Source organism: Streptomyces sp. Y7, assembly GCF_043195415.1.
Classification (GTDB): Bacteria; Actinomycetota; Actinomycetes; order Streptomycetales; family Streptomycetaceae; genus Streptomyces.
Genome location: NZ_JBIDDQ010000026.1, coordinates 15861 through 29514, shown reverse-complemented (window position 1 = coordinate 29514; position 13654 = coordinate 15861). Strand labels below are relative to the sequence as shown.

At 70.6% G+C, this 13654-nt stretch carries 10 protein-coding genes; 3 read left to right on the top strand and 7 right to left on the bottom strand.

Annotated elements, in window-relative coordinates; genetic code table 11:
- Window positions 1–68 precede the first annotated feature (68 nt).
- Window positions 69–296, top strand: a complete 228-nt coding sequence (locus ACGFW6_RS37280) for a hypothetical protein (RefSeq protein WP_393520372.1) — start codon at window positions 69–71, stop codon at window positions 294–296.
- 91 nt (window positions 297–387) lie between these two features.
- Here ACGFW6_RS37280 and ACGFW6_RS37275 read toward each other — a convergent pair whose 3' ends face one another.
- From ACGFW6_RS37275 to ACGFW6_RS37245, 7 genes are all read right to left on the bottom strand, one after another.
- A complete protein-coding gene (locus ACGFW6_RS37275; RefSeq protein WP_393520370.1) occupies window positions 388–2091 on the bottom strand; it encodes a proline--tRNA ligase in 1704 nt (567 codons plus the stop codon).
- Between the two features lie 72 nt (window positions 2092–2163).
- The gene (locus ACGFW6_RS37270) at window positions 2164–2730 is read right to left on the bottom strand and encodes a GNAT family N-acetyltransferase (protein WP_393520368.1); all 567 of its coding nucleotides are present in this window, start codon (window positions 2728–2730) and stop codon (window positions 2164–2166) included.
- Window positions 2731–2848: 118 nt separating this feature from the next.
- The gene (locus ACGFW6_RS37265; RefSeq protein ID WP_393520367.1) at window positions 2849–3697 is read right to left on the bottom strand and encodes a GNAT family N-acetyltransferase; all 849 of its coding nucleotides are present in this window, start codon (window positions 3695–3697) and stop codon (window positions 2849–2851) included.
- A gap of 432 nt (window positions 3698–4129) precedes the next feature.
- On the bottom strand, window positions 4130–5287 hold the full coding sequence (ispG, locus tag ACGFW6_RS37260) for a flavodoxin-dependent (E)-4-hydroxy-3-methylbut-2-enyl-diphosphate synthase (RefSeq protein ID WP_393520365.1): 1158 nt from the start codon (window positions 5285–5287) through the stop codon (window positions 4130–4132).
- A 202-nt stretch (window positions 5288–5489) separates the two neighbouring features.
- A complete protein-coding gene (locus ACGFW6_RS37255; protein WP_393520492.1) occupies window positions 5490–6782 on the bottom strand; it encodes a M50 family metallopeptidase in 1293 nt (430 codons plus the stop codon).
- A gap of 8 nt (window positions 6783–6790) precedes the next feature.
- Complete coding sequence (dxr, locus tag ACGFW6_RS37250) at window positions 6791–8047, bottom strand: 1-deoxy-D-xylulose-5-phosphate reductoisomerase (RefSeq protein ID WP_393520363.1); 1257 nt, start codon at window positions 8045–8047, stop codon at window positions 6791–6793.
- A gap of 121 nt (window positions 8048–8168) precedes the next feature.
- On the bottom strand, window positions 8169–10103 hold the full coding sequence (locus ACGFW6_RS37245; protein WP_393520361.1) for an acyl-CoA dehydrogenase family protein: 1935 nt from the start codon (window positions 10101–10103) through the stop codon (window positions 8169–8171).
- 353 nt (window positions 10104–10456) lie between these two features.
- Here ACGFW6_RS37245 and ACGFW6_RS37240 point away from each other — a divergent pair, with 353 nt between their 5' ends.
- Window positions 10457–11473 (top strand): LacI family DNA-binding transcriptional regulator, encoded by a 1017-nt coding sequence (locus tag ACGFW6_RS37240; protein WP_393520359.1) that lies wholly within the window; start codon window positions 10457–10459, stop codon window positions 11471–11473.
- Between the two features lie 97 nt (window positions 11474–11570).
- Window positions 11571–13622 (top strand): TIM-barrel domain-containing protein, encoded by a 2052-nt coding sequence (locus tag ACGFW6_RS37235; RefSeq protein WP_393520357.1) that lies wholly within the window; start codon window positions 11571–11573, stop codon window positions 13620–13622.
- Window positions 13623–13654 lie beyond the last annotated feature (32 nt).

Sequence of the window (13654 nt, the reverse complement as noted above, 5' to 3'; positions counted from 1 at the left end):
CTCCCGGAGCGGATCACTCCATGCCGTAGTGCATCCCTGGGGAGACAGTTGTGTGCGTCCATATTTCCGTGACGGACGGCCTGGCGAGCATCGCAGTCTGGGACCCGGACGAGGTCAGCATCCGCGTCGCCAGAGGTGCCCCGGCGCGTGACGTGCTCCGGGAAGTGGCGGACATCCTGCTCATCGACCTCGGCGCCCCGGGCTCACGCGGCGGGCCCCTGCGCTGCTTCTGCGGTATGCGCGTCGATCTTCCGCACGAACTCCTCCCCCGCGTCCTCACGGCCGAGGCCGGCTGAACCGGTTCGCGGCCCGAACAGCACGACCGTCCCTCGCCGTATGACGCCGTGTCACACCGCGAGGGACGGTCGGGGGGTCCGCCGGGTCGCGTTACGCCGTCAGTCGGGCGATCGCCTCGTCCACCGTCAGTTCCTCGCGCTCACCGGTCCTGCGGTCCTTGAGCTCGACGACGCCCTCGGCCGCGCGCCGCCCGGCCACCAGGATCTGCGGTACGCCGATCAGCTCCGAGTCGGTGAACTTCACGCCCGGCGAGACACCCGCGCGGTCGTCGCACAGCACGCGCAGACCGGCGGCCGACAGCTTCTCGGAGACGTCGAGGGCGAGTTCGATCTGCAGCGCCTTGCCCGCGGCGACCACGTGGACATCGGCCGGGGCGACCTCGGCCGGCCAGCACAGGCCCTTGTCGTCGGCGGTCTGCTCGGCGAGGGCCGCGACGGCACGGGTGACGCCGATGCCGTAGGAGCCCATGGTCACCCGGACCGGCTTGCCGTTCTGGCCGAGGACGTCGAGCTTCAGCGCGTCCGCGTACTTGCGGCCGAGCTGGAAGATGTGGCCGATCTCGATCGCGCGGTCCAGCTTGAGGCCGGTGCCGCACTTCGGGCAGGGGTCGCCCTCCTGGACGACCACGACGTCGACGTACGCGTCGACCTCGAAGTCACGGCCCGCGACGACGTTCTTCGCGTGCATGCCCTCCTTGTTGGCGCCGGTGATCCAGGAGGTGCCGGGGGCCACGCGCGGGTCGGCGAGGTACTTCACCTTCTCGCCCAGGCCCTGCGGGCCGACGTAGCCGCGGACCAGGTCCCGGTTCTCCGCGAAGTCCGCCTCGGTGACCATCTCGACGACGGCCGGGGCGAAGTGCGCCTCGACCTTGTCGATGTCCACCTCGCGGTCGCCCGGGACACCGACGGCGACGATGTCGCCGTCGACCTTGACCAGCAGGTTCTTCAGGGTGGCGGAGGCCTGGACGCCGAGGTGGGCGGCGAGGGTCTCGATGGTGGGGGTGTCCGGGGTCGGGATCTCCTCGAGCGCGGCCACGCCCGTGGCGTCGACCGGCTTGAGCTCGTAGGTGATCGCCTCGGTGTTGGCCGCGAAGTCGCAGTTCGGGCAGTCGGCGAAGGTGTCCTCGCCGGCCTCGGCCGGGGCCAGGAACTCCTCCGACTTCGAGCCGCCCATCGCGCCCGCGGTGGCGGCGCAGATGCGGTAGTCGAGGCCGAGGCGCTCGAAGATCCGCTGGTAGGCCTGGCGGTGCAGGCCGTAGGACTGGGCGAGACCCTCGTCGTCGAGGTCGAAGGAGTAGGAGTCCTTCATCAGGAACTCACGGCCGCGCAGGACACCGGCGCGCGGGCGAGCCTCGTCACGGTACTTGTTCTGGATCTGGTAGAGCGTGATCGGCAGGTCCTTGTAGGACGACGCCTGGTCCTTCACCAGCAGGGTGAAGATCTCCTCGTGGGTCGGGCCGAGGAGGTAGTCGCCGCCCCTGCGGTCCTTGAGGCGGAACAGCTCCTGGCCGTACTCGTCCCAGCGGCCGGTCGCGTCGTACGGCTCACGCGGCAGCAGCGCGGGAAGCAGCACCTCCTGGCCGCCGATCGCGTCCATCTCCTCGCGGACGATCCGCTCCACGTTGCGGAGGACCCTCATGCCGAGGGGCAGCCAGGACCAGATGCCGGCCGCCGTGCGGCGCACATAGCCGGCGCGGACGAGCAGCTTGTGGCTGAGGACCTCGGCGTCCGCCGGGTCGTCGCGCAGCGTCTTCGCCATCAAATGGGACATGCGCTGGACCGGTGCGTTGGCCATGGTTCTCGTACTCCTGCCGGATGTGGGTTATGGCAGGAGGTTAGCCGGGTGGTACGGGACGGTGGAAATCGGTTAACGGCGACGCAGCGGAAGAGGGGCGCCCATCACGGCGTACGGCTTGGGTGCGCTGGGGAAGAGGACCTGGCGGGCGAGGTCCTCGTAGCCGAGGGAGTGGTAGAGGCCGCGCGCCGGGCTGTCCACGTCGATGGCCGAGAGGATCGAGCGGGGTTCGGCGGCGCCGTCGGTGATCGTGGTGATCAGTGAGCGGCCGACGCCTCGGTTCTGGTAGCGGGGGTGGACGTGGAGCTCCGTGATGACGAAGGAGTCGTCGAGCCAGCTGTCGTGGCCCTGAGCCCGCAGGTAGGGCTCCACGACGGTGGACCACCAGTGGGTACGGTCGTTGGGCATGCCGTAGACGAATCCGACGAGGCGCCCCGCCGCGGTGGCGCCGAGGGCGCGGGCGCCGGGGTACGCCATGTGGCGCAGCACGATCTGGCGGCGTACGGCGACCTCGTCGGGGCCCAGTCCGAAGGCCACGGCCTGGACGGCGAGTGCCTCGTCGACGCGGGACGACAGATCAAGCGGGCCGATCACGATGTCGTCTGGTTGGCGGCGGTGTGCGTGACCGGGAAGGCGCATGTGGGGAGCCTACAGGGGGGTTCGCGCTGTGTTCCGGGTGCGGCTCGTCCGTGGTGGCCCGCGCAGTTCCCCGCGCTCCGGAGGGTGTTGCGCTGCCGTCGCTCGGAAGGGGACGGGGTCAGAACAGGACGCTCATGAAGGCGCCGACCTCTTGGAAGCCCACCCTCTGGTACGTCCTTCGTGCCGCGGTGTTGAAGTCGTTGACGTAGAGGCTGACCACCGGGGCCACGTCCGCGAGGGCGTAGCGCAGTACGGCGGCCATGCCGGGGGCGGCGAGGCCCTGACCGCGGTACTCGGGGGCCACCCAGACGCCCTGGATCTGGCAGGCACGGTCGGTGGCGGCGCCGATCTCGGCCTTGAAGACGACCTTGCCGTCCTGGTCGAGGCGGGCGAAGGAGCGGCCGGAGCCGACGAGTTCGGCGACCCGGGCCTGGTAGAGGAGGCCCCCGTCGCCGGCCAGCGGGGAGACGCCGACCTCCTCGGTGAACATCGCCACGCACGCCGGCATGATCGTCTCCATCTCGTCCTTGCGGATGCGGCGGACGTACGGATCCGGGGTGATGTCGGTCGGCATGCGGTCGGTGATCATCAGGGGCTGGTGGGAGCGGATCTCGCGGGCGGGGCCCCAGTTGGGCTCCAGCAGGCGCCACAGCTGGGCGGTGGATTCGGAGGGGCCGACGATGGAGGAGCAGCGGCGGCCCGCGCGGCGGGCGCGGTCGGCGAAGGCCCGTACGGCTCGTGGGGTGGCGCAGATCGGGACGAGGTTGGCGCCCGCGTAGCACAGGGACGTCAGCATGCCGTCCTCGTACCAGCCCCACATCTCGCCGCCGAGGCGCCAGGGGTCGAGTCCGGCGATCTGGACGCGGGACGTCACGAAGGCGTTCGCGACCGGCTCGCGGTCGAGGACGGCGAGCGCGGCGTCCAGGTCACTCGGTTCGAGCACCCGTGAGGTGGTCTGGGTCAACACGGTGCGGGGCCTCACGCTGGGGTTCTGCTGGTCCCCGCACTGTACCTGCGGAAGCTGAGCCACGCCGCCCTGTGTAGGTTGCCGCCGCTTTGGACGTGACTGTCGGCTGCGGTCGCCGCCTGGGGGCTGCCGCTCCCAGACCCCCGCTTCGGCCCTGAACGGGCCTCGTCCGCGTACGCCGGACGGGCTGAGATGGCCTGCGCCGGAGCCCGAGAAGCCGGACCGGGCGCCCCTGAACTCGGGCCGCTCCGGGGCGTGGGCGGCTGCGAGTGGTGGGGCTGGTCGCGCAGTTCCCCGCGCCCCTGGGGGGCCTGCGGCCCCCATAGCCCGTCCGGCGTTTGAGGACGAGGCCCGTTCAGGGCCGACGGGGGTCCAGGGGGCGGAGCCCCCTGGGGACGGGACGGGTGGGGGCGGTGGGGGCGAAGAACCCTCTCAGCCCGCCACGGCCACCGACGGCTCGCCCGACGCCACGCCCTCCGCCTCCATCTTCTCGGCCAGCTTCATGGCCTCCTCGATGAGCGTCTCGACGATCTTGGACTCGGGGACCGTCTTGATGACCTCGCCCTTGACGAAGATCTGTCCCTTGCCGTTGCCGGAGGCGACGCCGAGGTCGGCCTCGCGGGCCTCGCCGGGGCCGTTGACGACGCAGCCCATGACGGCGACGCGGAGGGGGACCTCCATGCCGGTCAGGCCCGCGGTGACCTCTTCGGCCAGCTTGTAGACGTCGACCTGGGCGCGACCGCAGGACGGGCAGGAAACGATCTCCAGGCCGCGCTGCTTGAGGTTCAGGGACTCCAGGATCTGGATGCCGACCTTGACCTCCTCGGCGGGCGGCGCCGACAGGGAGACCCGGATCGTGTCGCCGATGCCCTGCGAGAGGAGGGCGCCGAAGGCGACCGCGCTCTTGATCGTGCCCTGGAACGCCGGGCCCGCCTCCGTCACACCGAGGTGGAGGGGGTAGTCGCACTGGGCGGCGAGCTGCTTGTACGCCTCGATCATGACGACCGGGTCGTTGTGCTTGACCGAGATCTTGATGTCCCGGAAGTCGTGCTCCTCGAAGAGCGACGCCTCCCACAGGGCCGACTCCACGAGGGCCTCGGGCGTCGCCTTGCCGTACTTCTGGAGCAGGCGCCGGTCCAGCGAGCCGGCGTTGACGCCGATGCGGATCGGGGTGCCGTGGTCCTTGGCGGCCCGCGCGATCTCCTTGACCTTGTCGTCGAACTGCTTGATGTTGCCCGGGTTGACCCGGACCGCGGCGCAGCCGGCCTCGATGGCCGCGAAGACGTACTTCGGCTGGAAGTGGATGTCCGCGATCACCGGGATCTGGGACTTGCGGGCGATCGTCGACAGGGCGTCGGCGTCGTCCTGTGTGGGGCACGCCACACGCACGATCTGGCAGCCGGACGCGGTGAGCTCGGCGATCTGCTGGAGGGTGGCGCCGATGTCCGACGTACGGGTCGTGGTCATCGACTGGACCGAGACCGGTGCGTCCCCGCCGACCGGGACGGATCCGACCTGGATCTGACGGCTCTTCCGGCGCTCGGCGAGCTTGGTCGGTACGGACGGCATGCCGAGAGAAATCGCAGTCATCTGCTGTGCAACCCCAAGTCGTGGATCAAGGTCCGGTCCCGTCAGCAGCGGGCTCCAGGCTTCGAGATTACGGCACCGGACCAGACCCCAGCACTCCCCCACCTCGGATGCACTCGGCGGGGGGACCCTCATCGCCCGTAAACCCACTCAATGGAAGGCGGCCCGGGACATACGATCCCGGGCCGCCTCGAACTCCGTGCGACTAGGAGATTCTGACCGGGTTAACAACGTCCGCGACCAGCACCAGCAGCGTGAAGCAGACGAAGATCCCGGCGACCACGTACGCCACCGGCATCAGCTTCGCCACGTCGAACGGACCGGGGTCCGGGCGGCGCAGGACCTTCGCGGTGTTGCGGCGCAGCGACTCCCACAGGGCGCCCGCGATGTGGCCGCCGTCGAGCGGCAGCAGCGGGAGCATGTTGAACAGGAACAGCGAGAGGTTGAAACCGGCCAGCAGGAAGACGAAGGTGGCCAGCTGTTGCGAGGCCGGGATGTCCAGCGTCGCGATCTCGCCGCTCACCCTCGCCGCGCCCACGATGCCCATCGGGGAGTCCGGTTCGCGCTCGCCGTCGCCGAAGGCGGCGTCCCACAGGGCGGGGATCTTGGAGGGCAGGGCGACCAGGGAGTCGACGGCCTCGCCGACCCGGTCCGTCATCCAGGACACGGACTCGCCGAAGTCCTGTTTGACCACGCCGGTGGCCGAGCTGAAGCCGAGGAAGCCCGCCTTGACGTACTCGCCCTCAACGTACGCCCCGGCCGCGTCCTTCTTGACGACCCGGTTGGTGGCGATCGTCGCCTCCAGGGTCACCTCCCGGCCGTCGCGGTCGACCACGATCGGCACCTGCTTGCCGGCGCTGTCGCGGATGAGGTCGGAGAGGGTGTTCCACTCCTCGGTACGCACCCCGTCGAAGGCGACGATCTTGTCGCCTGCCTTCATGCCCGCCGCCGCCGCGGGCGACTTGGGGTCGGACGCCTTGCACTCGTCGCGCTTCTCGGTCTGGGCGATGACGCAAGGGGAGACCGAGCTCACGGTGGTGGTCTGCTGCTGGATGCCGAAGCCCATCAGCACGGTGAGGAACAGTCCGAAGGCGAGGATCAGGTTCATGAACGGGCCCGCGAACATCACGATGACCCGCTTCCACGGCTTGCGCGTGTAGAAGAGCCGGGTCTCGTCGCCGGGCTTGAGCTCCTCGAACGCGGCCGAGCGGGCGTCCTCGATCATGCCGCGCCACGGCGAGGTGGAGCGGGCCTCCAGGCGGCCGTCGGGGCCGGGCGGGAACATGCCGATCATGCGGATGTAGCCGCCGAACGGGATCGCCTTGACGCCGTACTCGGTGTCACCCTTCTTCCGCGACCAGAGGGTCGGGCCGAAGCCGACCATGTACTGCGGCACCCGGATGCCGAACATCTTGGCCGTGGACAGGTGGCCCAGCTCGTGCCAGGCGATCGAGGCGAGCAGCCCGACCGCGAACAGCACTATGCCGAGGATGAACATCAGGGTCGTCATGCACGGGCCTCCGCCGTGTGTGCCGCCAGTTCCCGGGCCCGCTGACGGGCCCAGCTCTCCGCTTCGAGGACGTCCGCGACGGTCAGCGAAGTTCCCGCGCGCGGGGTGCCGTGCTCCTCCACCACCCGCGTCACGGTCTCGATGATCCCGTTGAACGGCAGTGCGCCGGACCGGAAGGCCTCGACGCACTCCTCGTTGGCCGCATTGAACACCGCGGGGGCCGTGCCCGCGAGCTTCCCCACGTGGCGCGCCAGGTCGACCGAGGGGAAAGCCTCGTTGTCGAGGGGGAAGAACTCCCACGTCGACGCCTTGCTCCAGTCGAAGGTGGGCGCGGCGTCGGGGATGCGTTCCGGCCAGCCGAGGCCGATGGCGATGGGCCCGCGCATGTCGGGGGGCGTCGCCTGGGCGATCGTGGATCCGTCGGTGAACTCAACCATCGAGTGAACATACGACTGGGGATGCACGACCACCTCAATGCGGTCGAAGGAAATGTCGTAGAGCAGGTGCGCCTCGATGACCTCCAGGCCCTTGTTGACCAGGGTCGCGGAGTTGATCGTGATCACCGGGCCCATGGCCCAGGTGGGGTGCGCGAGGGCGTCCTCGACGGTGACCTTCGCCAGGTCCGCCTTGGTGCGGCCGCGGAACGGGCCGCCGGAGGCGGTGACCACGAGCTTGCGCACGTCCGCGCGTGTGCCGGACGCCAGCGCCTGGAACAGGGCGGCGTGCTCGGAGTCGACCGGGATGATCTGCCCGGGCTTGGCGAGCGCCTTGACCAGCGGGCCGCCGACGATGAGGGACTCCTTGTTGGCGAGCGCGAGGGTGCGGCCCGCCTCCAGGGCGGCGAGCGTGGGGGCGAGGCCGATGGAGCCGGTGATCCCGTTGAGGACGGTGTGGCACTCGGAGGCGGCGACCTGGGTGGCCGCGTCCGGTCCGGCGAGGATCTCGGGGAGCGGCTCCCCCGTGCCGTACTGGGCGTCGAGTGCTGCGCGCAGCGCCGGTACGACGTCCTCGCGGGCGACCGCGACGGTCCGCGCCTTCAGCCGGTACGCCTGTTCGGCGAGGAGGGCGACCCGGCCGCCGTTGGCGGACAGTGCGGTGACCCGGAACCGGTCGGGGTTGCGCAGCACGAGGTCGATGGCCTGGGTGCCGATGGAGCCGGTGGAGCCGAGGATCACCACGTCCTTGGGGCCGTCGCCCGCCACGGGGTCGTAGACGAGATGCGGGTCGGCGAGTGGGGCTGGACTGTCGCTCATCCCCCCATTGTGGCCGCAAGGACCGACGGGGAGGACAGGGCGTCCCCATCCGGCAGGTAACAGGATGGTGAGGGGTCGCCGCCGACAGTGACCCGTGGGCGGTGACCCCTCACCGTGACGGTCACCGGATCGGGCGGTGCACGTTCTCCCGCTCGCTCGGGCCCGGGGTCGCGTCCGCGATCCACACACCGCCGTCGTCCGAGGGGTCGACGATGCCCGATTCCAGCCACTCGTAGGTGCCTGCCATGACTCCCTTGACGACCTTGCGGTCGAGGTCGTCGGTGTTGGACCACAGTCGGCCGAAGAGCTCCTCGACGCGCAGCCGGGACTGCCGGCAGAAGGCGTCGGCGAGCTGGTAGGCCTCGCGGCCGTGCTCGCCCCTGGCCCGCAGGTGCTCGGCGCGGACGCAGGCGGCGCTCATCGCGAACAGTTCGGCGCCGATGTCGACGACCCGGCCCAGGAAGCCCTGCTTGGTCTCCATGCGGCCCTGCCAGCGTGACATGCCGTAGAAGGTGGAGCGGGCCAGCTTGCGGGAGGTGCGTTCGACGTAGCGCAGGTGCGGCGACAGATCGACGCCGCGTTTGAACTCGCCGTAGGTGTAAGGCAGTTGTCCCTGTCCGGCGACCAGCTTCGGCAGCCACTTGGCGTAGAAGACGCCGGCGTTCGCGCCCGCCTTGGCCTTGTCCTGCAGGGACTTGTCGGGGTCGATGAGGTCACCGGCGACCGACAGGTGGGCGTCGACGGCCTCGCGGGCGATCAGCAGGTGCATGATCTCCGTCGAGCCCTCGAAGATGCGGTTGATGCGCAGGTCGCGCAGGACCTGCTCGGCGGGGACGCCGCGCTCGCCGCGCGCCCGGAGCGAGTCGGCCGTCTCGAAGCCCCGGCCGCCGCGGATCTGGATGAGCTCGTCGGCCATGAGCCAGGCCATCTCGGAGGCGTACAGCTTGGCGAGGGCGCCTTCGATGCGGATGTCGTTGCGGTCCTCGTCGGCCATCTGCGAGGCGAGGTCGGTGACGGCCTCCAGGGCGAAGGTGGTGGCCGCGATGAAGGAGATCTTCGAGCCGACGGCCTCGTGCGCCGCGAGCGGCTTGCCCCACTGCTCACGCGCGGCCGACCACTCGCGGGCGATCTTCAGACACCACTTGCCGGCGGCGACGCAGGAGGCGGGGAGCGAGAGCCGGCCGGTGTTGAGGGTGGTGAGCGCGATCTTCAGGCCGGCGCCCTCGGGGCCGACGCGGTTGGCGGCGGGGACCCGGACCTGGTGGAAACGGGTGACGCCGTTCTCGATGCCGCGCAGGCCCATGAAGGCGTTGCGGTTCTCGACGGTGATGCCGGGTGAGTTGGTCTCCACGACGAAGGCGGTGATGCCGCCCTTGTGGCCCTCGGACTTCGGCACCCGCGCCATGACGACGAGGAGGTCGGCGACCACGCCGTTGGTCGTCCACAGTTTGACGCCGTCGAGGACGTAGTCGTCCCCGTCGGGTACGGCGGAGGTGGCCAGGCGCGCCGGGTCGGAGCCGACGTCGGGCTCGGTCAGCAGGAAGGCGCTGATGTCGGTGCGGGCGCAGCGCGGCAGGAAGCGTTCCTTCTGCTCGGGGGTGCCGAACAGCTTCAGCGGCTGGGGGACGCCGATCGACTGATGGGCGGAGAGCAGGACGCCGATCGCCGGGCTGGCCGAGCCGGCCAGGGTGAGGGCCTTGTTGTAGTAGACCTGGGTGAGGCCGAGCCCGCCGTACTTGGTGTCGATCTTCATGCCGAAGGCGCCGAGTTCCTTGAGGCCGTCGATCACCTCGTCGGGGATGCGGGCCTCGCGTTCGATGAGGGCGCCGTCGACCTTCGTCTCGATGAAGTCGCGCAGTTTGGCGAGGAACTCCTCGCCACGCTGGGTGGCTTCGTCGGTGGGCATCGGGTGGGGGTGGATGAGGTCGAGGCGGAAGCGACCGAGGAACAGTTCCTTGGCGAAGCTGGGCTTGCGCCAGTCCTGTTGCCGGGCCTCCTCCGCCACCTGGCGGGCCTCACGTTCGGTGACGGTGGGTTTCGTGGGTGCTGCCGACATGAGGCTCACCTCGACGCGAATCGGGATCTTGGGCCGTTTGGTTACCGACGGGTGCTACCCGATCGTATGTACCCGATTGCGGACGTGCCCACCACCCCGCGCGCGCCCGTTCGGCCGATGTCGGCGGATTCGCGGGCCCGTGTCCGGCGGACCGTACGCTGAGACCTCGCTCGCGAACCTCGCCGGGCGGCTTGCGCCGAACGGGTGCTGACGCCGCCGTAGAAAAACTGTCGAAGCGCTTCGACAACCTATGGACACCCACGCGCGCCAGAGCTAGTGTCGAACCACCCTCACAACCACCCCTGTTCCCGTTGCGCACTGTCGAAGCGCTTCACACAAGCTTGGAGAGCTGGATGGTCACCCTCGCCGAGGTCGCCCAGCACGCCGGAGTCTCGGCGAGCACGGTGAGCTATGTCCTCAGTGGCAAGCGGTCCATCTCCACGACCACCCGGCAGCGGGTCGAGCAGAGCATCCGCGAACTCGGCTACCACCCGAACGCGGGCGCGCGGGCCCTGGCCAGCAGCAGGTCGAACATCATCGCGCTGATGATCCCGCTGCGCACCGACATGTACGTGCCGGTGATGATGGAGATCGCCATCGCGGTGGCCACCACCGCCCGCACACACGGCTACGACGTCCTGCTGCTGACCGGCGAGGAGGGTCCCGACGCCGTGCGCCGGGTCACCGGCAGCGGGCTGGCGGACGCGATGATCCTGATGGACGTCGAGCTGGACGACGAGCGGCTGCCGCTGCTGCGCGGCTCGCACCAGCCGTCCGTACTGATCGGGCTGCCCGCCGACACCGCAGGGCTGACCTGCGTCGACCTCGACTTCAAGGCGACCGGCGCGCTGTGCGTGGAGCATCTGGCGACGCTGGGGCACCGCGACATCGCTGTCATCGGGGAGGCCCCGGCCGTCTACGAGCGGCACACCGGTTTCGCGGAGCGCACGCTCGACGGACTCAGGCTGCGTTCCCAGGAGTTGGGGATGCGGCTGCTGCTGCGGCCGTGCGAGGGCGGCTACGACGCCATGGCCGTCACCCTCGCCCGCATCTTCGACGAGCGCCCGGGCACCACGGGGTTCGTCGTGCAGAACGAGTCGGCCGTCGAGCCGCTGCTCGCCCTGCTGCGCCAGCAGGGCCGTGCCGTGCCGGAGGACGTGTCGGTCGTCGCGATCTGCCCCGACCAGGTCGCCACGCAGGCGTCGGTACGGCTGACGTCGGTCTCCATCCCCGCGCAGGAGATGGGCCGGCATGCCGTGGAGCGGCTGGTGGCCAAGCTGGACGGGCGCGGCAGCGACGAAGTCGTGCTCATCGCGCCCGAGCTGACGGTCCGCGCGAGCACGGGCCCGGCGCCTTCCACCGCCCACTGATCACCAGACGTTCCGCAGCCGCCCGATCACCGCACCACCGTGCCCCTGCCCGGGCACCGGCATGCCCGCACCCGCCGCCCTCCCCAGGAGCGCCCCCGTGAATCTGTCTGCCGAGAACCAGCCCCAGCCGGGCACGGTCAGCCTCGCCCAGTCGTCCCCGACCGTCGGCACGTTCCGCGAGCGGGACGGCGCGCTGGAGTGGAGCGGCCGCCAGGAGACCGTACGCATCGAGCCGTGGGGCCCGGACGCGGTCCGGGTGCGTGCCCGGCTCGGCGGACCGGTCCTCGACGCGCTGCCCGGCGCGCTCCTTCAGTCCGCGCCGCCGACCGAGTCGACCGTCAAGATCGAGGACGGTCTGGGGGTCCTGACGGTCGGCGCGCTGACCGTGCGGGTCGACCCCGAGGGCCTGATCCGCTTCCTGCGCACGGCGGACGGCACGGAGATCCTCGCCGAGGAGCGGGCCCACTTCTGGTGGCCCGGCCCGCGCCTGTACACCGCCGTCGGCAACGGCCACCACCGCCTGGAGCAGCGGTTCGCCGCCTACGACGACGAGCGGCTGTACGGCCTCGGCCAGCACCAGCACGGCCGGTTCGACCAGAAGGGCCTGGTCCTGGACCTGGTGCAGCGCAACGCCGAGGTCTCCATCCCGGTGCTCGCCTCCAGCCGCGGCTACACCCTGCTGTGGAACAACCCGGCGATCGGCCGTGTGGAACTCGCGCACAACGGCACCCGCTGGGTCGCCGACTCCGCCCGCCAGATCGACTACTGGATCACCGCGGGCACCCCGGCCGACGGCCAGCGCCGCTACAGCGCGGTGACGGGCCGTACGCCGATGCTGCCGCGGTGGGCGGCGGGCTTCTGGCAGTGCAAGCTGCGCTACCGCACCCAGGACGAACTCCTCGCGGTGGCCCGGGAGTACAAGCGCCGGGGCCTGCCGATCTCGGCGATCGTGTGCGACTTCTTCCACTGGACGCACCTGGGTGAGTGGAAGTTCGACCCGGCGGAGTGGCCGGACCCGGCGGCCATGGTCCGCGAACTGGACGAGCTGGGCATCAAGCTGGTCGTCTCCGTGTGGCCGTCGGTGTCACCGCTGAGCGAGAACCACCCCGTGATGGAACAGCGCGGCTACTTCATCGGCACCCAGTACGGCCCGATGGCGCACGCCGACTGGCCGGACAAGGGGGTCGCGTCCACCGTCCAGATCGCCTTCTACGACGCCACGAACCCCGAGGCCCGGGAGTTCGTGTGGGCGAGGATCAAGGAGAACTACGTCGACCCGTACGGCGTCACCGCGTTCTGGCTGGACGCCTGCGAGCCGGAGCTCAAGCCCGGTTTCCAGGAGAACCTGCGCTACTGGAGCGGCCCCGGTCTGGAGGTCGGCAACAGCTACCCGGCCGAGAACTCCCGCACCTTCCACGAGGGGCTCCTCGCGTCCGGCGAGGACGAGATCGTCACCCTCAACCGCTCGGCCTGGGCGGGCAGTCAGCGTCATGGCGCCGCCCTGTGGTCCGGCGACATCGGCGCCGACTTCCCGACCCTGCGCCGCCAGATCGCGGCCGGCCTGAACACCGCGCTCTCCGGCATCCCGTGGTGGAACACGGACATCGGCGGCTTCCACGGCGGCGACCCGGACGACCCGGCCTACCGCGAGGTCATGATCCGCTGGTTCCAGTTCGGCGCGCTGTCGCCGCTGATGCGTCTGCACGGCTTCCGCGACCCGGGCATGCCGCTCGGCCCGGAGATGACCGGCGGCCCGAACGAGGTGTGGTCCTACGGCGAGCAGGCCGGCCCGATCCTGGAGAAGTACCTGCGGCTGCGCGAGCGCCTGAAGCCGTACGTCCTCGACGTCATGCGCGAGGCCCACGAGGAGGGCCTGCCGGTGATGCGGCCGCTGTTCCTGGAGTTCCCCGGGGACAGGGCGGCCTGGCAGGTCGCCGACGCCTACCTGTTCGGGGCGGACCTGCTGGTGGCGCCGGTCCTGGAGCCGGGCGCGACGGTCCGGACGGCGTACCTTCCGGCCGGGGCGCGGTGGACGGACGCCTGGACCGGTGAGACGTACGAGGGCGGACAGGCCGTCACCGTCGCCGCCCCGCTGGACCGTATCCCGCTCTTCCTGCGGGACGGGGCGCGGCTGCCGATCACGGAGTAGCTCGCGCCGCGCGCCGGGGCCGACCCCGCCTG